Origin of the sequence: Streptococcus sp. 29887 (assembly GCF_032595075.1) — a bacterium.
GTDB classification, from domain to species: Bacteria; Bacillota; Bacilli; order Lactobacillales; family Streptococcaceae; genus Streptococcus; species Streptococcus iners.
On sequence record NZ_CP118735.1, the window covers coordinates 1059019 to 1078985 of the forward strand.

Annotated in this window: 21 protein-coding genes and 1 other annotated feature; of the genes, 17 read left to right on the forward strand and 4 right to left on the reverse strand. The window is 38.9% G+C overall.

Annotated features, from left to right (window positions below; all coding sequences use genetic code 11):
* Positions 1-214: 214 nt before the first annotated feature.
* From PW252_RS05320 to PW252_RS05335, 4 genes are all read left to right on the forward strand, one after another.
* Positions 215-1270: a tyrosine-type recombinase/integrase gene (locus PW252_RS05320; RefSeq protein WP_248050357.1), complete on the forward strand. Its 1056-nt coding sequence runs from the start codon at positions 215-217 to the stop codon at positions 1268-1270.
* A 68-nt stretch (positions 1271-1338) separates the two neighbouring features.
* Positions 1339-2190, forward strand: a complete 852-nt coding sequence (gene ylqF / locus PW252_RS05325; protein ID WP_248050356.1) for a ribosome biogenesis GTPase YlqF — start codon at positions 1339-1341, stop codon at positions 2188-2190.
* Entirely contained in the window at positions 2177-2956 is a 780-nt protein-coding gene (locus PW252_RS05330; RefSeq protein WP_248050355.1) for a ribonuclease HII, read from the forward strand. Before ylqF ends, PW252_RS05330 begins: the two co-directional genes overlap by 14 nt.
* Complete coding sequence (locus tag PW252_RS05335) at positions 2953-3960, forward strand: YdcF family protein (protein ID WP_248050354.1); 1008 nt, start codon at positions 2953-2955, stop codon at positions 3958-3960. The genes PW252_RS05330 and PW252_RS05335 overlap by 4 nt, the downstream gene beginning before the upstream one ends.
* A gap of 37 nt (positions 3961-3997) precedes the next feature.
* On the opposite strand, the gene trhA is transcribed toward PW252_RS05335, so the two are convergent.
* From trhA to PW252_RS05355, 4 genes are all read right to left on the reverse strand, one after another.
* A complete protein-coding gene (gene trhA / locus PW252_RS05340) occupies positions 3998-4648 on the reverse strand; it encodes a PAQR family membrane homeostasis protein TrhA (protein ID WP_248050353.1) in 651 nt (216 codons plus the stop codon).
* Complete coding sequence (locus PW252_RS05345) at positions 4638-5189, reverse strand: DUF1836 domain-containing protein (RefSeq protein WP_248050352.1); 552 nt, start codon at positions 5187-5189, stop codon at positions 4638-4640. The genes trhA and PW252_RS05345 overlap by 11 nt, the downstream gene beginning before the upstream one ends.
* Positions 5190-5297: 108 nt before the next feature.
* Positions 5298-6950, reverse strand: coding sequence for an FAD-dependent oxidoreductase (locus PW252_RS05350; protein WP_248050351.1), 1653 nt, complete (start codon positions 6948-6950; stop codon positions 5298-5300).
* Positions 6947-7270 carry a rhodanese-like domain-containing protein gene (locus tag PW252_RS05355; RefSeq protein ID WP_248050350.1) on the reverse strand — a complete coding sequence of 108 codons (324 nt, stop codon included), beginning with the start codon at positions 7268-7270 and terminating at the stop codon, positions 6947-6949. Before PW252_RS05355 ends, PW252_RS05350 begins: the two co-directional genes overlap by 4 nt.
* 108 nt (positions 7271-7378) lie before the next feature.
* Between PW252_RS05355 and PW252_RS05360 the strand changes: the two genes are divergently transcribed.
* From PW252_RS05360 to PW252_RS05420, 13 genes are all read left to right on the forward strand, one after another.
* Positions 7379-7639, forward strand: coding sequence for a metal-sensitive transcriptional regulator (locus tag PW252_RS05360; RefSeq protein ID WP_023370330.1), 261 nt, complete (start codon positions 7379-7381; stop codon positions 7637-7639).
* Positions 7640-7649: 10 nt separating this feature from the next.
* Entirely contained in the window at positions 7650-8207 is a 558-nt protein-coding gene (locus PW252_RS05365; protein WP_248050348.1) for a sugar O-acetyltransferase, read from the forward strand.
* 58 nt (positions 8208-8265) lie between these two features.
* Positions 8266-9108, forward strand: a complete 843-nt coding sequence (dprA, locus tag PW252_RS05370; RefSeq protein WP_248050346.1) for a DNA-processing protein DprA — start codon at positions 8266-8268, stop codon at positions 9106-9108.
* A gap of 92 nt (positions 9109-9200) precedes the next feature.
* Positions 9201-11294 (forward strand): type I DNA topoisomerase, encoded by a 2094-nt coding sequence (gene topA / locus PW252_RS05375; RefSeq protein ID WP_248050344.1) that lies wholly within the window; start codon positions 9201-9203, stop codon positions 11292-11294.
* A 112-nt stretch (positions 11295-11406) separates the two neighbouring features.
* Positions 11407-11541, forward strand: a sequence feature (ribosomal protein L10 leader region).
* Between the two features lie 26 nt (positions 11542-11567).
* A complete protein-coding gene (gene rplJ / locus PW252_RS05380) occupies positions 11568-12062 on the forward strand; it encodes a 50S ribosomal protein L10 (RefSeq protein WP_002936486.1) in 495 nt (164 codons plus the stop codon).
* Between the two features lie 66 nt (positions 12063-12128).
* The gene (gene rplL, locus PW252_RS05385) at positions 12129-12494 is read left to right on the forward strand and encodes a 50S ribosomal protein L7/L12 (protein ID WP_105117900.1); all 366 of its coding nucleotides are present in this window, start codon (positions 12129-12131) and stop codon (positions 12492-12494) included.
* 209 nt (positions 12495-12703) lie between these two features.
* On the forward strand, positions 12704-13663 hold the full coding sequence (locus PW252_RS05390; RefSeq protein ID WP_316716855.1) for a DUF6017 domain-containing protein: 960 nt from the start codon (positions 12704-12706) through the stop codon (positions 13661-13663).
* On the forward strand, positions 13660-16212 hold the full coding sequence (locus tag PW252_RS05395; RefSeq protein ID WP_248050340.1) for a G5 domain-containing protein: 2553 nt from the start codon (positions 13660-13662) through the stop codon (positions 16210-16212). The genes PW252_RS05390 and PW252_RS05395 overlap by 4 nt, the downstream gene beginning before the upstream one ends.
* Entirely contained in the window at positions 16202-16696 is a 495-nt protein-coding gene (locus PW252_RS05400; protein WP_024380860.1) for a PcfB family protein, read from the forward strand. The genes PW252_RS05395 and PW252_RS05400 overlap by 11 nt, the downstream gene beginning before the upstream one ends.
* 29 nt (positions 16697-16725) lie before the next feature.
* Positions 16726-18495, forward strand: a complete 1770-nt coding sequence (locus tag PW252_RS05405; protein ID WP_398582955.1) for a VirD4-like conjugal transfer protein, CD1115 family — start codon at positions 16726-16728, stop codon at positions 18493-18495.
* A gap of 72 nt (positions 18496-18567) precedes the next feature.
* The gene (locus PW252_RS05410) at positions 18568-18876 is read left to right on the forward strand and encodes a single-stranded DNA-binding protein (protein ID WP_014637004.1); all 309 of its coding nucleotides are present in this window, start codon (positions 18568-18570) and stop codon (positions 18874-18876) included.
* Positions 18876-19091 (forward strand): Maff2 family mobile element protein, encoded by a 216-nt coding sequence (locus PW252_RS05415; protein ID WP_014637003.1) that lies wholly within the window; start codon positions 18876-18878, stop codon positions 19089-19091. The genes PW252_RS05410 and PW252_RS05415 overlap by 1 nt, the downstream gene beginning before the upstream one ends.
* 8 nt (positions 19092-19099) lie before the next feature.
* A complete protein-coding gene (locus tag PW252_RS05420; RefSeq protein WP_248050335.1) occupies positions 19100-19963 on the forward strand; it encodes a VirB6/TrbL-like conjugal transfer protein, CD1112 family in 864 nt (287 codons plus the stop codon).
* Positions 19964-19967: the final 4 nt, after the last annotated feature.

Consider the following 19967-nt stretch of genomic DNA (forward strand, 5'->3'; position numbering starts at 1 on the left):
GCTATCTATTTTATCGTTTTTAATGAAAGGAAAAATATGTATTTAGAAACGAGAATAGATAAAAATGGCAATGAAACTTATGTTGTAATAGAACGATATAAAGATCCATTTACAAATAAGACTAAAAGAGCTTCCGTTTCATTTAAACAGAATAGTCCAAAAGCTATTCGACAAGCAGAACGCGAACTATTGGACAAGATTGATAAAATCATAAATGATATTGAATCAAAATATAAATCAAATAAAAACTTTCGGAGAATTAATCGAACATTGGTTTTCAACTTGGTCTACAACAGTCAAACCTAACACAGTTAATCGTGAAAGAGTGGTATTAAACAGACTTTCCGAGATGCTTCCTAATGACATACTTCTAGATGTCATGACACCTCTTATGATAAGAAATAGTTTAGAAGAATATCGAGCTAAATATAATGCTAGTCATTCACCCATGCAACATATTAAATCAACATTAAATAAAATTTTTGATTACGGAGTGTTGCATTCAGTTGTTCCTTATTCACCATCTAGAGTGATTAAGCTTTATGCTTCAATTTCAGATAAGAAAGAACGTAAAGAAGCAAAGTTTTTGACAGAAGCAGAAGTGCAAGTTCTATTTATAGAACTAAATAAGCGAAGGAATAAAAATTACTTTGATTTAGCAATTTTTCTAGTAGGTTCAGGTTGTCGAATTGGTGAAGCCTCCGCGTTGCGTGAAACAGATTTTGATTTTGATAAACAAAGTGTTGAAATTTCAAAGTCACTTCAATCTCATAACTTGAAAGTTGAAGATTTTTATGATGATTCAACAAAAACTACAGCTGGTGAGCGGACAATCTTGCTACCAGATTTTGTTATAGAGGCAATTCAACGAGTTTCCATTCGTAATAAAGATTTTCAAACACATATAACAACCCATCCATCAGAGGCATTTTGGGAGAATGATTATCTTTTTAAGACGGAGTACGGTTTACCAATCACCTCACAAAGTTTTCGAGCGATACTGACACGAATCAATAAAGATTTACGAAAAAACTGCGAAGCTCGGTATGGTTTTAAATGGAATAAAAACGTGGTTCCACATAGTTTTCGTCATATTCACACTTCAGCTTTGAGAAATAATAATGATGTACCATTAAAAGAAATTCAATTAAGAGTTGGACACGTTGAAGTCGAGACAACTAATGGATCTACACATCTTGAAGTTGGGACTCAGGAAAAATCAGTTCAAGCAATCACAACTTATTTTAATAAGCTTGATTTTGCCCAATAACTGCCCATTTCTTATAAAGAATATCAAGTTAGGCTCACAAAAGCCCAAAGTAAAGGAGTTTTAATCCCATGGCAATTATTCAATGGTTTCCGGGCCACATGTCCAAGGCTCGTCGACAGGTACAGGAGAACATCAAGCACGTTGATTTCGTGACCATTTTGGTCGATGCCCGCCTGCCCCTATCCAGCCAAAACCCCATGCTGACCAAGATTGTTGGCGACAAGCCCAAGCTCATGATTCTCAACAAGGTCGATTTGGCTGACCCCGTTCGTACCAAAGAATGGCAGAGCTACTTTGAAGAACAGGGCATCCGTACCCTTGCCATCAACTCAAAAGAGCAAGCGACGGTGAAAAAGGTGACCGACGCAGCAAAGAGTTTGATGAAAGACAAGATTGAACGCCTCCGCGAAAGAGGGATTCAAAAGGAGACCTTGCGAACCATGATTATCGGTATTCCAAACGCTGGAAAATCCACCCTCATGAATCGTTTGGCTGGGAAGAAGATTGCCGTTGTCGGCAACAAACCAGGTGTAACCAAAGGCCAACAGTGGCTTAAATCTAACAAGGACCTTGAAATCCTTGATACGCCAGGAATTCTTTGGCCTAAGTTTGAGGACCAAGAAGTCGGGCTCAAATTGGCTCTGACAGGAGCTATCAAGGACCAACTCTTGCCTATGGATGAAGTGACCATTTTTGGTCTGGACTATTTCAAGGCAAACTATCCAGAACGCCTAGAAGAGCGATTCAAGGGCATAGATTTGGAGCAGGAAACGCCTGAACTCATCATGGACTGGACCAAGAAATTGGGCTTCCGTGATGATTATGACCGTTTTTATAATCTCTTTGTCAAGGACGTTCGAGATGGTCGTTTAGGCACTTATACATTAGACAGGGTGAGTGACTTAGATGGCAACGATTAAGGAATTGACTGCTCTGCTGGCCCAGGTAGACAGTCTGGACAGTCCAGTCTGGGCGGACTTAGCTCAGGATGAGCGAGCAGGGGTTCAGGCTGCCATAAAGAAACGCCGTAAGGAGCTGGAAAAAGAAGCAGCAGAAGATGCCCGCTTAGAAGCTATGCTATCTTACGAAAAAGCCCTTTATGAAAATGGGGTGGAGTTCATCGCTGGTATCGACGAAGTCGGCCGGGGGCCTCTAGCAGGTCCTGTGGTGGCAGCGGCGGTCATCTTGCCCAAGGGCTGTAAAATCCGATACCTCAACGACTCCAAGAAAATCCCTAAGTCCAAGCACGAAGCAATCTACCAAGAGGTCCTGGAGCGAGCAGTGGCAGTCGGTGTTGGAATAAAAGATGCAGCTGTCATCGATCAGGTCAACATCTACGAGGCGACCAAGTTAGCCATGTTGGAGGCTTTGGGGAAATTAAGCCAGAAACCTGACCACCTGCTCATCGATGCCATGAAGCTGGATACGCCTATTTCGCAAACTTCCATCATCAAGGGAGATGCCAATAGCCTGTCTATCGCAGCAGCCTCAATCGTTGCCAAGGTGACGCGGGACAAGATGATGGCGGGCTATGACAGGGAGTTTTCAGGCTACGGCTTTGCCAAGAATGCAGGTTATGGCACGGCGGAGCATCTGGACGGCTTGAACAAGATAGGAATTACGCCCATTCACCGTAAGACCTTTGAGCCTATTAAGTCAATGCTAGCAGGAGGGGAATCGTCGTGACGGTCTTTTTCTGGCTTTTACTAGCTTCCTTTGGATTATTTGCCCTTCTTTATTTCTGGGAGCGACGGTCGATTTTTATCTCCCTATTTGCCTTGAACATCCTTGTCTGGGCTTTGGCCTGGGTCGTGTCAACAGGTATTTTAGAAACCAATGAAATCTTGCGGGTCTTGGCAATCGCTCTGGCAATGTTATTGGCTCTAGCTTTGTTAAGTGGTCCATTTGTCTTGTTGATTACCCTCTATCTGAACGGTTTTCGGATTTTGAAGCGAGAGGGTGTCCGTTTTCATAACTTTTTATCGTTAGGATTGGCTATCGGCTTAACTTTTTATCTCTTTATCGCGCCGTCTGTAGCAAGCACCCTTTCTGCTATCAGCTTTTTCAATATGGTGTTTGTCTATGTTGGATTTTTAGTGTCCTATGCCATTATCATCAGCATGCTTTATACGACATCTAGCTTTGTCAACTTTGTCAATCTTTTCCCTGGAAAACTTGATTATGTGGTGGTCTTGGGAGCAGGCTTGATTGGCGACCAGGTGACACCACTTTTGGCTTCGCGGATTGATAAAGGCATAGCGGTCTACCAGAAACATCCTGGCAGCAAGCTCATCATGTCAGGCGGACAAGGTCCTGATGAAATCATAACAGAAGGACAGGCTATGGCAAATTATGCTATGGAACAGGGTATCCCTGCGGAAGATATCATTATTGAAAACCAATCGACCAATACAGAAGAAAATTTGAAATTCTCCTATGCCTTGATGAAACCAGGCAGTCGATTTGCCCTTGTAACCAATTACTATCACGTTTTCAGAGCTCTGCTATTGGCCCGACAATTGAAAATCAAGTGTATCGGCTATGGCGCCAAAACCAAATTTTACTTTAGCCTTAATGCCTTCATTCGTGAATTTGTAGGTTATGTGGTCATGAGCCGAAAGGCGCATTTGGTCTTTTTGAGCATCGTGTCAGTCCTTTATCTGCTTGGTATGATCATCAGTTTAATGTAGTAAAAACAGCCTCTAGAACAATCTAGAAGCTGTTTTCTTATAGCATAAAATAGACAATGGCCATATATTGTAGTGCGGAAGCCAGTAGGATAAAGAGATGCCAAATCATATGGAAATATGGTTTTTTCTTAGCATAAAAGAGGGCGCCGATAGTGTAGGATAAGCCGCCAGCCAGCATAAGAATGCCGAACACCATTCCAGTCTTTTGCAGAATTGCAGGCAGGATAAAGACAACTAACCAGCCCATAAAGAGATAGAGAAAGAGGCTGAATTTCTCATTGATTTTTTTGGCAAATATTTTGTATAGAATACCAAAAATAGTTAATCCCCATTGTAGACCAACAATTAGATACCCCAACCAACCACCGACCAAGGAAAGGGCAACAGGTGTGTAGCTCCCAGCGATGGCAATGTAAATCATGCTATGGTCGATAATCCTCAGGATGTACTTGTGAGTAGAAGCATAGGGCATGGAGTGGTAGATGGAAGAGGATAGGAACATGAGGAAGAGGCTAATAACAAAGATGGACATGCCGACTACCGCTGTCACATTATAATCTTGAAAAGAATGAATAGCAGTAATAGGGAGTAAAATCAGCATAAGCAAGGCCCCAACTGCATGTGTGACACTATTTGCGACTTCTTCACCAAATGAAAGTTTTAGACTTAATTTCAAACTAGGATTCATGAAATTTCCTTTCTAATTCAACAGTGAGTTGACGGGTTTTGTAGTAGAGTTTGACGGATTGACAAGCGTAGCGAATGATGTCAGGTGTTTCTTCATTTTCCTCGTTTCGCATACAGTCAACAAAATGATTGTATAGTGTTTCAGAACTGTTTGTCTGGAGAAGAAGATGTAAGGTCTGACTGATTTCTTGAATGGAAAAGACATTTTTTAAGATAGTGAGGGCAATCAAGCGCGCCACTTGCTGCTTCTGGTATTTTTTCTTAACAGGTTTTTCGAGCTGCTTGTGTTTGACATAGTTATTGATCATGGCAGCCGTTAATACTCTTCGAATATCAACATTATCCGTTGTCAACTTGCCTTGATGAACCCCAGTTCTATCATCGGCTTCGTTTTCTAGGCTACTGTTGATTTTCATTGAGTATAAACTTTTCTGTTCAAGGCTTTCCTGAGAATTGACTACTTGATTAACATAGAGCAGAACTTGGTCTAAATAGAGGTCCAAATCAGGTAATTCATGCCAGTAGGGGAGGGAATGTTTCATAGATTATTAACCTTCTTATATCTAGTAATAATAACTAGATTGTAAGATATTGCATATTAAAAGTCAAGAAAAAACCTTCTGGACCCAAAATCACAGAAGGTTAGTTGCTTATGGATGGATTATATTTTCAGGCAATGCCATCTTATAGAGTGAATAGGCACCATCTAGGTTTTTAACGCTAAATCCCTTTTCTTTTAAGATTCGTTCGGCAATATAAGAACGAAGTCCACTATGGCAGCTGACAATGTATTCTTTTGAAGCATCCAGTTCTCCAATTCTCTCACGGAGTTGGTCTAAAGGAATATGAATGAATTCCTTGAACTGGCCCTTTGCTACCTCGCCAGGATTACGAACATCAAGCAAGATTTTTCCGTTTGCTAGCTCCTCATCTAACTGGTGCCACTGGATGTTTTGGCTAATCCCTTCTGCGATGTTCATAGCAGCGTAGCCAATCATATTGACAGGGTCTTTGGCTGAGCCAAATGGCGGAGCGTAAGTCAATTCAAGCTCAGGCAAATCAAAAATCGTCAGTCCAGCCTTGATAGCAGTGGCAAGGACATCTATCCGCTTATCAATACCTTTTGGACCGACTGCCTGGGCACCGAAGATTTTTCCGTCAGTCGGTGAGAAAATGAGTTTTAAAACAATATCAGTTGCACCAAGATAGTAACCAGCATGGTCCTTTCCAGTCGTATGAACGACGGCATATTTATAGCCGAGTGATTGGACAGTACCTTCGCTTAAACCAGTTGAAGCGGCAGCTAGGTCAAAGACTTTAACGATAGCTGTTCCAATAGAACCTTTATTTTTTCTGGCAAGTCCAGCGATAACATCCGCCACCTGTCTGCCTTGTCGGTTGGCAGGAGAAGCCAGAGAAATCAAGGCGTCTTGACCTGTAATTTCTTGTTTAACAACAATAGCATCACCAACGGCATAAATATTCTTCTGACTAGTTTGGTAGTTTTGGTCCACGAGAATACCACCGCGGAGGCCCAGTGCAATTCCAGCATTTTTAGCCAGTGGACTATCAGGCGCAACGCCAACCGATAAAATGGTCACATCAGATGACAAGGTTTGTCCGTTAGACAATTCTAGAACCTGTCCTTTTTCATGAAAAGCAGTGACAGACTGCCCAGTGATAACCTCGACACCCTTACTTGTTAACTCTGCTTCCACATATCGAGCCATCTCTAGGTCAAATGTTGGCAAAACATGGGGAGCCTGTTCGACAAGTGTCACCTTCAAGCCTTTTAAAGCTAAGTTTTCAGCCATCTCTAGACCGATAAAACCTGCACCAATTACCACAGCATGACCAGACTTGATTTGGTCTAACTTGGCCATAATCTTGTCCAAATCAGGTACGTTCCGAAGAGTAAAGAGATTGCTTGCTTCTTCAATACCAGATAGATTTGGAATGACAGGCTTGGCGCCAGGGGATAGGATTAGTTTGTCGTAGCTTTCAATGATGTCACCATTTGGAGTATTCACTGTGACAGTCTGCTTGTCAGCATTGATACTAATGACTTCATGGAAGGGGCGGACATCTAGATTGAAGCGTTGTTTCAAACTTTCTGGCGTTTGAAGCAATAAACTGTCATGCTCTGCTATTTCTCCAGAAATGTAATAAGGTAAACCGCAGTTGGCAAAGGAAACATAAGGTCCTTTCTCAAAAACAATGATTTCAGCATCTTCCATCAGACGACGGAGACGAGTAGCTGCTGACATACCACCAGCGACACCACCTACAATAATTATTTTCATGCTATTCCTCCTGTCCAGGCATTCATACCGCCTTTAATGTTGATTGCTTGATAGCCTTGGGATTTTAGATATTCTGTCGCCCGTTGGCTACGCATGCCAGATTGACAAATGATAAGATAGTTCTTGGTTTTGTCGCCTTTAAATTGGTCAAGCTGACTTAAGGGCTGGTTGATAGCTTGTGGAATATGACCACTAGCAAATTCGTCAATTTCGCGGACATCAAGCAAAACAGCATTCGATGATTGTATTGCTTGTTCTACATCAGTTATCGGAAGACTGTCAGAGTTTGAAAAAAATCCAGATAATAGTTGTTTAAACATTGTTACTCCTTTTTATACCCTTAGGGGTATCTAAAATATATCAAGGAATTCGAAAGATGTCAAGGTTAAAAATTGACATTTTGTGAAGCAAGCAGTACCATATAGGGTATGAATACTGATAAGAAAAAGATGATTAACCGTTTGAAACGGGCCGAAGGTCAGCTCCGTGGCATTCAGAAAATGATTGAAGAAGACCAGGAATGTATTGATATCGTAACTCAGTTGAGTGCTGTTCGTTCCAGCATCAATAGTATGATGGGAATGGTCATTGCTCAGAAGGTCCAAGATTGTATCGCTCATCCGTCTGAAAACCCTGAAGAACAAGAGGCTCGTCTTGCACAAGCCATCAATCTAATCATTAAAAAATAGGAGTAGGGGTATGTCGACAGAAAGAGAAAAAATGATTACAGGTCAGTTTTATCAGGCTGGTGATCCAGAATTGGTTCAGATGCGGATTTTAGCTCGTCAAAATATGAAACGATTTAACGATGAATTAGATGGTCAGGTTCGTTCGGAACAATTGAAAATCTGGCTAGGGAGTACGGGTGAGCGTATATATATGGAGCCCAATTTCTACTGTGACTACGGTAGTAATATTCATGTCGGAGAGGATTTTTACGCTAATTTCAACTGTACCATGTTGGATGTCTGTCCTATCACCATTGGCAAAAATGCCATGCTTGGTCCCAATGTACAGTTGCTAACTCCTCTTCATCCACTGGATCCTGATGAACGGAATTCTGGTTTGGAATATGGAGCTCCAATTACCATTGGTGATAATTTTTGGGCTGGGGGCGGAGCCATTATCTTACCTGGGGTGACCTTGGGCAACAATGTCGTTGTTGGTGCTGGTTCTGTCGTGACTAAGTCTTTTGGTGATAATGTTGTTTTGGCTGGCAATCCTGCGCGTGTTATCAAAGAAATACCTAAAAAATAATTCTTCTTCGGGAGAATTTTTTCTTTGCCTTGCGAATAGACTAAATGAGGTGAAGAAAATGAATAATTTTGAATTGTATAAATGGAAAAAAGCAGGTTTGACAAATCTCAACATTAACAAGGTCTTAACCTATCAGGAAACAGTTGGCAAAAAGTTATCCCTACGCAATATTGCAGTGGTATCCGAGTGTAAAAATCCCATTCTCTTCATGGAGAATTATAAGAATTTAGATGTAAAAGCCTGTCGGGAAGAATTTAACAAGTTTCCATCTTTTTCGATTTTGGATGACGTCTATCCACTAGCATTGAAGCAAATTTACAATCCACCTGTACTTTTGTTTTACAAAGGGGATTTAGAATTGCTGGAAAAATCCAAGCTAGCAGTTGTTGGTACTCGAAATGCTAGCAAAAATGGTATTCAGTCTGTTCAGAAAATTATCAAGGAATTGAGCAATCGTTTTGTCATTGTTAGTGGTCTGGCAAGGGGAATTGATACAGCTGCCCATATTGCTAGCCTGAAAAATGGTGGACAAACCATTGCCGTTATTGGAACAGGTTTGGATAAGATTTATCCCAAAGAAAACAGAGAATTACAGACCTACATCGGAAAACACCATTTAGTTTTGACTGAATACGAACCAGGTGCAGACCCTCTCAAATATCATTTTCCAGAACGCAATCGCATTATAGCTGGTTTGGTGGAAGGATTGGTAGTTTGCGAAGCTAAAATGCGGTCTGGTAGCCTTATTACCTGCGAACGTGCCTTGGAAGGTGGAAGAGAAGTCTATGCCATTCCTGGTTCCATTTTGGATGGGAAATCAGATGGTTGCCATCATTTGATTCAAGAAGGCGCAAAGTGCATTACATCAGGCTTGGATATCCTTTCAGACTATCAATTATAAAATAAGTTCTCCTATAGGAAAATAAAAATCTTGACACTGACTGAAAAATAGTATATTCTTTGTGAGGTTAAACATATTTGTAAGGAAATAGAATGGCTACAAAATCAGTTAGTAAGAAAAAAACAGTAAGTAAGAAAAATCTTGTTATTGTAGAGTCGCCTGCAAAGGCAAAGACCATCGAGAAGTATCTTGGTAAAAATTATAAGGTTGTTGCCTCAGTCGGACACATTCGTGATTTGAAAAAATCCAGTATGTCTATTGACTTTGATAATGACTATGCGCCAGAGTATATCAATATCCGTGGTAAAGGTCCGCTTATCAATTCTTTGAAGAAAGAGGCGAAAAATGCCAAGCAAGTCTACCTGGCAAGTGACCCGGACCGTGAAGGAGAAGCGATTTCTTGGCATCTGGCTCATATTTTAGGATTAGATGAAAAGGATAAAAACCGGGTTGTTTTCAATGAAATCACCAAGGATGCTGTAAAAAATGCCTTCAAGGAACCACGCGCTATCAATCATGACTTGGTTGATGCCCAGCAGGCTCGTCGTGTCTTAGACCGTATCGTTGGATATTCGATTTCACCCATTCTCTGGAAGAAAGTCAAAAAAGGCTTGTCAGCAGGGCGAGTACAATCCGTTGCCCTCAAGCTCATCATTGACCGTGAAAATGAAATCAACAATTTCAAACCAGAGGAATATTGGACAATTGATGCCACCTTTAAAAAGGGGACAAAGAAATTCCAAGCAAGTTTCTATGGACTAGATGGCAAAAAAGTTAAGGCTGAAAACAATGAGCAGGTCAAAGAAATTTTAGGACGCTTAAAGGGTGACGATTTCTTAGTTGAACAGGTGGAGCGTAAGGAACGCAAGCGAAATGCCCCACTACCTTATACAACCTCGACCATGCAGATGGATGCGGCTAATAAAATCAACTTCCGTACCCGTAAAACCATGATGGTTGCCCAACAGCTTTATGAAGGGGTTAGTCTTGGTACAGGCGGTACCCAAGGTTTGATTACCTATATGCGTACGGATTCTACCCGTATCAGTCCAGTTGCTCAGGCTCAGGCAGCGGGGTTTATCACAGAACGTTTTGGAGAAAAGTATTCCAAACATGGTAGCAAGGTTAAAAATGCGACAGGTGCCCAAGATGCCCACGAAGCCATTCGCCCTTCAAATGTTCAATTGACACCGGAATCCATTGCCAAATATTTGGATAAGGATCAACTTCGTCTGTATACTTTGATTTGGAATCGTTTTGTGGCTAGTCAGATGGCTGCAGCGGTCTTTGATACCATGAGTGTTCGTCTAGGTCAAAATGGAGTGATTTTTGCTGCCAATGGTAGCCAAGTTAAATTTGATGGTTATATGGCTGTCTATAATGATTCTGATAAGAATAAGATGTTGCCAGATATGGAGCAAGGCGATACAGTTGTACGCACATCAACAAATCCTGAACAACATTTTACACAGCCGCCTGCTCGCTATTCGGAAGCAACTTTGATTAAGACTTTGGAAGAAAATGGTGTAGGGCGTCCGTCAACCTATGCTCCAACCATTGAAACCATTCAGAAACGCTATTATGTTAAGCTTGCTGCTAAGCGTTTCGAACCGACTGAGCTTGGTGAGATTGTCAACAAACTCATTGTCGAATTTTTCCCTGATATCGTCAATGTCAAGTTTACGGCTGAAATGGAGCAAAAACTAGATGATGTTGAGATCGGAAAAGAGCAGTGGCAGAAGGTCATCGATGGATTTTACCAACCATTTAAGGTAGAACTGTCTAAAGCAGAAGACCAGATGGAAAAAATCCAAATCAAAGATGAACCAGCTGGATTTGATTGTGAAGTTTGTGGACACGAAATGGTTATTAAACTAGGTCGTTTTGGAAAATTCTATGCTTGTAGTAATTTCCCTGATTGCCGCAACACCAAACAAATTACCAAAGAAATCGGCGTGACTTGCCCAGTGTGTCAACAAGGCCAGGTCATTGAACGTAAGAGCAAACGCAATCGTTTATTTTATGGTTGTGACCGTTATCCAGAATGTGAATTTACTTCATGGGATAAGCCGGTTGGTCGTGCCTGTCCCAAATGTGACCACTATCTCGTTGAGAAAAAAGTCCGTGGTGGTGGTAAACAAGTTGTCTGTCCGAATGGTGACTATGAGGAAGATAAAATTAAATAAGATAAGACTGCTATTCTCAAGGGAATGGCAGTTGTTTTTCAAAGTATGGGAATTTTTTTAAAAAAATAAGAGAAAAGTCTTGCATTCTATAAAATACTGTGTTAAGATAAATAAGGTTTGAAAAAACTGACCTAAGACAGTAGGGGAGCTGGACTCATAAACATCCTACCGAGGCACAAAACGATTATTGAGATAAACGTATTTGTACTTTCGTGTCTAGGTTTAGGTGCGATTTTTTTGTGCCTAGCCAAAAATAAAAACGGAGGTAAAAAAATGAGTGAAGCTATTATCGCTAAAAAAGCGGAATTAGTAAATGCCGTTGCTGAGCAAATGAAAGCTGCAACATCTATCGTTGTTGTAGACGCTCGTGGTTTGACAGTAGAACAAGATACAGTTCTCCGTCGTAACTTGCGTGGTGCTGAAGTTGAGTACAAAGTTATCAAAAACTCAATCTTGCGTCGTGCTGCTGAGCAAGCTGGTCTTGAAGGTCTTGCAGAATTGTTTGTAGGTCCATCTGCGGTTGCATTCTCAAACGATGCAGTTGCTCCAGCTAAAACAATTTACGATTTCGCGAAAACTGCTGATGCTCTTGAAATCAAAGGTGGAGCTGTAGAAGGTAAAGTTTCTTCTAAGGAAGAAATCGAAGCACTTGCTACATTGCCAAACCGCGAAGGCATGCTTTCTATGTTGCTTTCTGTACTTCAAGCGCCAGTTCGCAACGTTGCATACGCTGTCAAAGCTGTTGCAGAAAAAGAAGACGCTGCTTAATGCGTCAGAGCGTAGCTGCTTAGTGCTACAAACTATTTAAAAAACCTAAATTGGAGGAATATCACAATGGCATTGAACATTGAAAACATTATTGCTGAAATTAAAGAAGCTACTATCCTTGAGCTTAACGACCTTGTTAAAGCTATCGAAGAAGAATTTGGTGTAACTGCAGCTGCTCCTGTAGCTGTTGCTGCAGCTGGTGCTGCTGCTGAAGAAGCTAAAGACTCATTTGACGTTGAATTGACATCTGCTGGCGACAAAAAAGTTGGCGTTATCAAAGTTGTACGTGAAATCACAGGTCTTGGTCTTAAAGAAGCTAAAGAACTTGTTGACGGTGCACCAGCACTTGTTAAAGAAGGTGTTCCAACAGCTCAAGCTGAAGAAATCAAAGCTAAATTGGAAGAAGCAGGCGCTTCAGTTACTCTTAAATAATAAATTAGAGTATATTTGAGGTGAGAATCCTAATAGTTAGGCTTTTTAAAGCCTCTATGGAGATTTTAAATGGTGTGGAATCACTTGATTCCCCACCACAAACCCCACCACGATTTCGCGTGGTGGGGTTTTGTCATAATTTAGATTATCGAGCAATCAGAATTCCTCTGGTTGCTTTTCTTTTTAAAGAATATTTAAAGGAGGTGTCTATGAATGCTCTCTTGTTTGATGAGCGACCAATTGTCGCAAATCCTGTCTTGGCCAGAGAAATAGGTTTGAATGAAGCAATTGTACTCCAACAAATAAATTTCTGGCTAGAAGTAAATAAACAAAATGGGAAAAATTTCCACGATGGTAGATATTGGACATATAATTCGATTCGGGCTTGGCATGAGTCCGATTTTTCATATCTTAGTTATGAAACAGTTAAAAGGACTTTTTCAAAACTCGAAAAAGCAGGTTTTCTTTTAACTGCCAATTACAATAAAGATCCAAGGGATAAAACCAAGTGGTATTCATTGGACTTAGAAAGAATTTTTGAATTACAGGAAATGGTAAAAATAAAAAGAAATCAAATTGCAGAGAAAGCATTGGATGAAGGAATAAATTCTACATTAACTAATGCATTGGGTCAAAATGACCCAATGGAAAAGTTCATTTTGACCCAATGCACTCGTTCAAAAAGTTCTACTGCATCAGGTCAGAATGACCCAATGCATAGTATCAATTTGAACCAACCATTACCAAATAATTCAACAAATAATACAACAGATGATACTGCATTTTATATCAATCAATCTATTGAAGAGGGGGATGAACTTGAGAAATTAAAGAAACAAGTACAGTATGAATTATTAGTACAGTCAGGTTGTCGAGAAAAATTATGTGAATGGGATGAGGTTTTACCAGTGATAGCTGATGTGTTTTATCAGCATGATGGAACAATTTCAATCAATCAGATGCGATTGCCGATTGACTTTGTAAAAGATAGATTTAGACAGCTGACAATGTATCATATTGACTACATCTGCGAATGTTTATCAAAGGTTGATACAAACATTCGAAATATCCGAGCTTATATTTTAACAACAGCTTTTAATGCACCTCAGACTATTGGTGCCTATTATTCAAACCAAGTGAAACAAGATTTTGGAGGAAATAACTTATGATTTCAAAAAAATGTAAATTTTGTCTACGTAAATTAACTATTGGACTGGTTTCTCTTACCATAGGACTTATATGTCTTAATTCTACACAAATTTCATCTGTAAATTCATCTACAGTATATGCCAATGAAGTAATTTCTCATCGAAATGATGTAGATGGGAGTAGTAAAGATTGGGGTACTCTAAATGGGAATCAATTCGTTGTTGATTATACAGATACAAGTTTGGAGATTGCTAAGGGGGCACATTCGAGCCTTACTGAGAATTATCAGGCTATTCGTATTCCTGAAGCTTATCCATACAAATTATTAGTCAATGGACAACCTAAAACTTTGTCAGATTTTAAGCGTGATAAACTCGGTAAGCTAATCGCAGAGATTGATGGTCGTGAAGTTCCATTATTAGATTATGGAATGGTTGAATATCAATTGAACCGTTATTTAGGTCAAGATATTTATAATATATACGGGAACCTTTCTTACACTGCATATGCATTTCTAACAACTCGAAATTCTCATCACGGGTATTTTGAATTGACAGAAGCAGACAATGTACTAGATACAAATGGTCAATTAGTCACAGGATTTTTTCAGACTCCACAATACTATGAAATGGCTTCAGCATATCAGAAATCAAATGCAGGCTATTTAAAAGTGCAGGTTGGTGACAAGGAGTTATCAACTAACATCATTGATGGTAGACTAAAGGGGTTGAAATCAGCTACTAAAAAATATTTCTTAGTTTTAAACAGTGAGTTTTCAATAGAGCCACAAACAGGGAAATCTATTAAGCATTTGAAAGAACTTACTGAAGAGGAAGTTCAGCATTTGAATGTGACCGACCAAAAAGTAAATTCGAATATTGAATTTATTATTGACGGAAAAATATACAAGACGAGTGGAAGAATCAACTCATGGAAAAACTCTACAATCAATCCGTTAAAAACTCGACTTGCGATTATGTCGATTGGAGATGGAAGCAACCTACATGGATTTGATTTATATGCTTCTAATCACAACTATATTGAGGTTGTTGAAAAAGTTGAAAACACTCCTGTTATTCCTGAAACAATTGCTAAGAAAATTGAGTATGTAACAGAGGATGGAGAAAAAATTGGTGACGGACATACAATAACCGGCAATAAAGGTGATGAGGTAACACTTGAAGTGACACCACCTAATGGATATGTATTTTCCACAACACCTCCAACAAGTATAATACTCAAAGATAATAGCCCTTATCAAATCATTGTGAATGAGGTAGTTGGCCGAGAGACCGTTGAAAGGAAAGAGGAAATTGACTACCAGGTAATACGTCAAGAAAATTCAGAAATGTATGAAGATGAAGAAGTTATTGTAAGTAAAGGTAGTAAAGGTATCAGAATAATTCAAGAAACATTCGAAACAAGAAAAGGTACTAGAACACAAAAATTGCTTGATACGAAAACTATCATAAATAAAGAAGCGGTAGACGAAATCATTCAGTATGGGACGAAACAAATTGAAAATGAACAAGTAATAACAAGAACAGAGATTATACCATTCGATGTAATTGAAGAATCAGATCCAAATATGTATGAAGGTGAAGCTGTAATTGTTACTGAGGGTCAGAACGGTGAGGTAACTATCCATGACCACTATAAAACGTTTAAGGGTGTAAGAGATCCTGAACCATTTAATTCAGAATCTACTGAAACAAAAATAAAAGTAAATAAGGTTGTAAGAATTGGAACTAAGAAAACAGAAGGGGAGACAACTGAAAAAAACAGTGAAATAACCCCATTTGGAGTTCTTGTTGAGGAAGATGATTCGTTGTATGAGGATGAGCGAATTATTGTGAGAAATGGCGTTCCAGGGCTTGTAGATTTAGTTACAACTTACAAGACAAACAAGGGGGAGAAGGTTGGTGACCCAATCAATATATCTGAAAGTGTTGTAAGAGCACCAGTTGATGAAGTGGTTAAAGTGGGAACAAAACCAATAGAATCTATCACTAGTTCTGAAAAATTGGTTGATATTCAATTCGAAGTGGAGAAAAAGATAGATGACACACTTGAAGAAGGTATTGTGAAAACTATTCAAGAAGGCAAAAACGGTCAGAAAAGAGTGATTGTCGTTACGAATTACCTAAGAGGTGTTCAAAATGGTGACGTCCAAATTGAAGAGGAAGTCATTTTGGAACCAGTAAAAGAAATAATATTGGTTGGTACAAAGAAGGTGCAAAAACAGAATCAAACTCCGAACAAAAACGAGACTGATGATAATTCAAAATCTCCAATCCTACCACAGGTAACAGAGGGTGATAATGGTAAACCAAAATATCAAGAGCCCAATCGATCTGTATCAGACTATCCAGTGAAATCAAAAGAGAAAATTAGTCAAACGCAGGCGAATGGTAGTGATAATTCTGACAAGAAAATAGTGTCTGAAAAATTGCCAGAAACTGGAGAGACAGTTCTAAATCCTCTTTTAGTCATAGTAAGCAGTTTACTGTGCCTAGTTACCTCAATAGGAATGATAATGTGGAAGGATAAGAAATCAGATGATAAATGAGGATGTTGGAAATCGTTTGGTTACATTAAATCTTCGTCTGGCGAAGGTATCAGCTAAATTGATAGTAGCAGCTTTAAAAGTATTGGCTAAGGAGGCTGAATCAAAAAAGTTATCTGTTAAACAATATTTATCACAAAAAAGTGAACAAGGAGAGGTTCCTTTAAAAGATTTGGTAGGCAAGGGAACTCTAGAGAATATTCCTATGAAGCAGCCTGAATTACTTGAGTTAAAGAAGGAGTTAAATAAACATGGTGTTCGGTTCTCCATTTTAAGAAACAAAGAGAACAAAAACTTTGAAGTATTTTTTCAAGCGAAAGACACAGCAATTTTAGAACACTCATTCAAACAAGCAGTTCAAAAAGCTGAAAAGAAAACAAGAATCAAGCAATCAACCTTGAAAAAAATCAAACAGTATCAAAAATCTCTTGGAGAACAGATTATCAAACCGAAAATCAAACAAAAACATCAGGAACAGTCATTATAGGAGGTGATAGGATTGAAGTAATCGAACAAATTAAACTTGACATTCTAAATAGTATTCCAATAGGAGATAGGCGAACACTTATTAAGAGTTTAATTCCCTATCTTCTTTTTTTCTATCTTGGAACCTGTTTAGGTCACCATATCCGAAGTTTTAAAGGGGGTGATGTATTAGATAGGCTATTTCAAGCAATTTTAGAAATTGAATCTATGAGTTGGTTATTCATTCCGAGTTTTGATGATTTGCTTCTCGGTTTAGGTTTATCTATAAGCGTTTGGGGAGTGATATATTCCAAAAAGCGTCATGCAAAAAAATTTAGACACGGAGTTGAATATGGTTCTGCAAGATGGGGAGATGGGAAAGATATTCAACCTTATGAGGACCCAATTTTTGAGAATAATATCTTGTTGACAAATAGCGAAAAGCTAACTATGAATTCTCGACCGTCAAACCCAAAGTTTGCCAGAAATAAAAATATTCTGGTGGTAGGTGGCTCAGGCAGTGGTAAGACTAGATTTTTTGTCAAACCCAATCTTATGCAAATGCATTCTAGTTACTGTGTAACTGACCCAAAAGGAACGATAGTTCTAGAATGTGGCAAGATGTTAGAAAACAATGGTTATCAGATAAAAATCTTAAATACTATCAACTTCAATAAATCCATGAAATACAACCCTTTCGCATATTTGAAAAGTGAGAAAGATATTCTCAAGTTAGTTCAGACAATCATTGCAAATACTAAGGGTGAGGGTGAAAAAGCTGGAGAAGATTTTTGGGTCAAGGCTGAGAAACTTTATTACACGGCACTTATTGGTTATATCTACTATGAAAGTCCTAAGGAAGAACAAAACTTTAATACTTTACTTGCAATGTTGGATGCTAGTGAGGTGCGTGAAGATGATGAGAATTTTAAGAATGCCATTGATTATCTATTCTTAGCTTTAGAACGGAAAAAGCCTCATCATTTTGCTGTTAAACAGTACAAAAAGTATAAGTTAGCAGCTGGGAAAACTGCAAAATCAATCTTGATTTCTTGTGGTGCAAGGCTAGCACCTTTTGACATTGAAGAGTTGAGAGAATTGATGAGTGATGATGAGTTAGAATTGGATACTCTTGGTGACCGAAAAACGGCACTCTTTGTCATTATTTCAGATACAGATGACACATTTAACTTTGTGGTTTCCATTATGTACTCGCAACTATTCAATTTACTCTGTGACAAGGCGGACGATGTTTATGGGGGTCGATTACCAGTACATGTACGTTGCCTATTAGATGAATTTGCCAACATTGGTTTAATTCCACGGTTTGAAAAGTTGATTGCTACCATTCGTTCTCGTGAAATTTCTGCTGCTATCATTCTTCAAGCAAAATCCCAACTTAAAGCCATTTATAAAGATAATGCAGATACAATTATCGGAAACTGTGATACCGAGTTATTTCTTGGTGGCAAAGAAGGAACTACTCTGAAAGAATTAGCGGAGAATTTAGGTAAAGAAACAATCGATCTATACAATACAAGTGAAACTAGGTCCAATCAGAAATCATTTGGTCTGAATTACCAGAAACTAGGAAAGGAGCTAATGTCACGAGATGAGTTAAAAGTCATGGATGGTGGAAAATGTATTCTTGAGATTCGTGGTACACGGCCATTTTATTCAGATAAGTATGATATTACCAAGCACAAGCATTACAAATTATTAGAGGATTTTGATAAGAGAAACAAGTTTGACATAGAAAAGTATCTCAAGAAAAGAGGAGGAGTCAAACTGACGGAGAATACAAAGGTTATTCAATTGTAGGAGGTTGCTTATGCGGATTAGGGCACCACCAACATACACAAAACGTAAAGAAAAAATAGAAAGAGGAAAATTATGGAACATGAAATGATAAATATTAACGCTCATCTTGTAAAAGATGTTGTGTTTTCAAGTTTTGAATCCGAGGACGGAATTGTCCCAGTTGTAAATTTCTCCCTTGTTAAAAAATATGGAAAGGGTAAGGAATACACTAACTGTTCTGCCTATGGTGATAAGGTAGAGATTGCAAAAGAATTTGAAAAGGGAGATCTTATCCATGTTTTCGGTTACTTTAAAGAAAATCGCAAAGGTGATAAGGTATACAAGAATTTTATTGTTAAATCAATGAATAAAATTGAACAAGATGAAATGGAGGAAGAGTAATGGATTTTTTCACACAAGGAGTGGACGTATTAAAAACATTGGTTATCGCAATTGGCGGTGGTTTAGGTGCCTGGGGCGTTATTAACCTCATGGAAGGCTATGGTAACGATAACCCAGGAGCTAAGTCACAGGGTATCAAGCAACTGATGGCAGGTGGTGGCATTGTGTTAATTGGTTTAAAACTAATTCCTCTGCTTGCTAATTTAATCCAATAGGAGGAGCTATGTTTGATATATTCGGAAAACTAGAAGAGATGATTCAAGAAATTCTTTTGGATATGATAAAAGGGACTTTGACAAGTATGTTTACTGATTTGAATCATCAATTAGACTTTGTATCTGGTCAGGTCGGTCAATCGCCAAGCCAGTTCAATGCTGAAGTGTTTTCCTTTATCAAACACATCAATGATAGTGTCGTACTACCAATAGCTGGTTTGGTAATTACAGCTGTATTATGTTTAGAATTGATCCAAGTAGTGATGCAAAAGAACAATATGGCAGAAGTTGATACGTTTGAATTTTTCAAATATGTCATTAAGATGTGGGTTGCAGTATACTTGGTATCGCATGCTTTTGAATTTGCCATGGCAGCATTTGATATGGGACAGCACATGATTGGACAAGCAACAGGAGTCATTCATGGCGAAACATCTATATCATCCGAACAGATTACAGCAATGGTTGACAGTTTAAAAGATAAGAATATTGGTGAATTAGCTGGTATTGTTTTTGAACTTCAAGCGGTTAAGCTAACGATACAGATTATTTCCTTAATCATTCTTATCATCACTTATGGAAGAATGTTCGAAATTTATGCTTATAGTTCGGTTGCTGCCTTGCCATTTGCTACACTTGGCAATAGGGAGTGGGGCCAACTTGGACATAACTACATACGTGGACTGTTCGCTTTGGCTCTGCAAGGTTTGTTCCTCGTTATCTGTTTTGGAATCTATGCGGTATTACTTAGAGGTGTAAAAATGACGGATATTCATATGACCGTCTTTTCCATTTTAGGTTATACAGTTCTGCTAGGATTCATGATGTTGAAAACTGGTACACTTGCAAGGTCGATTATGAATGCCCACTAGAGAG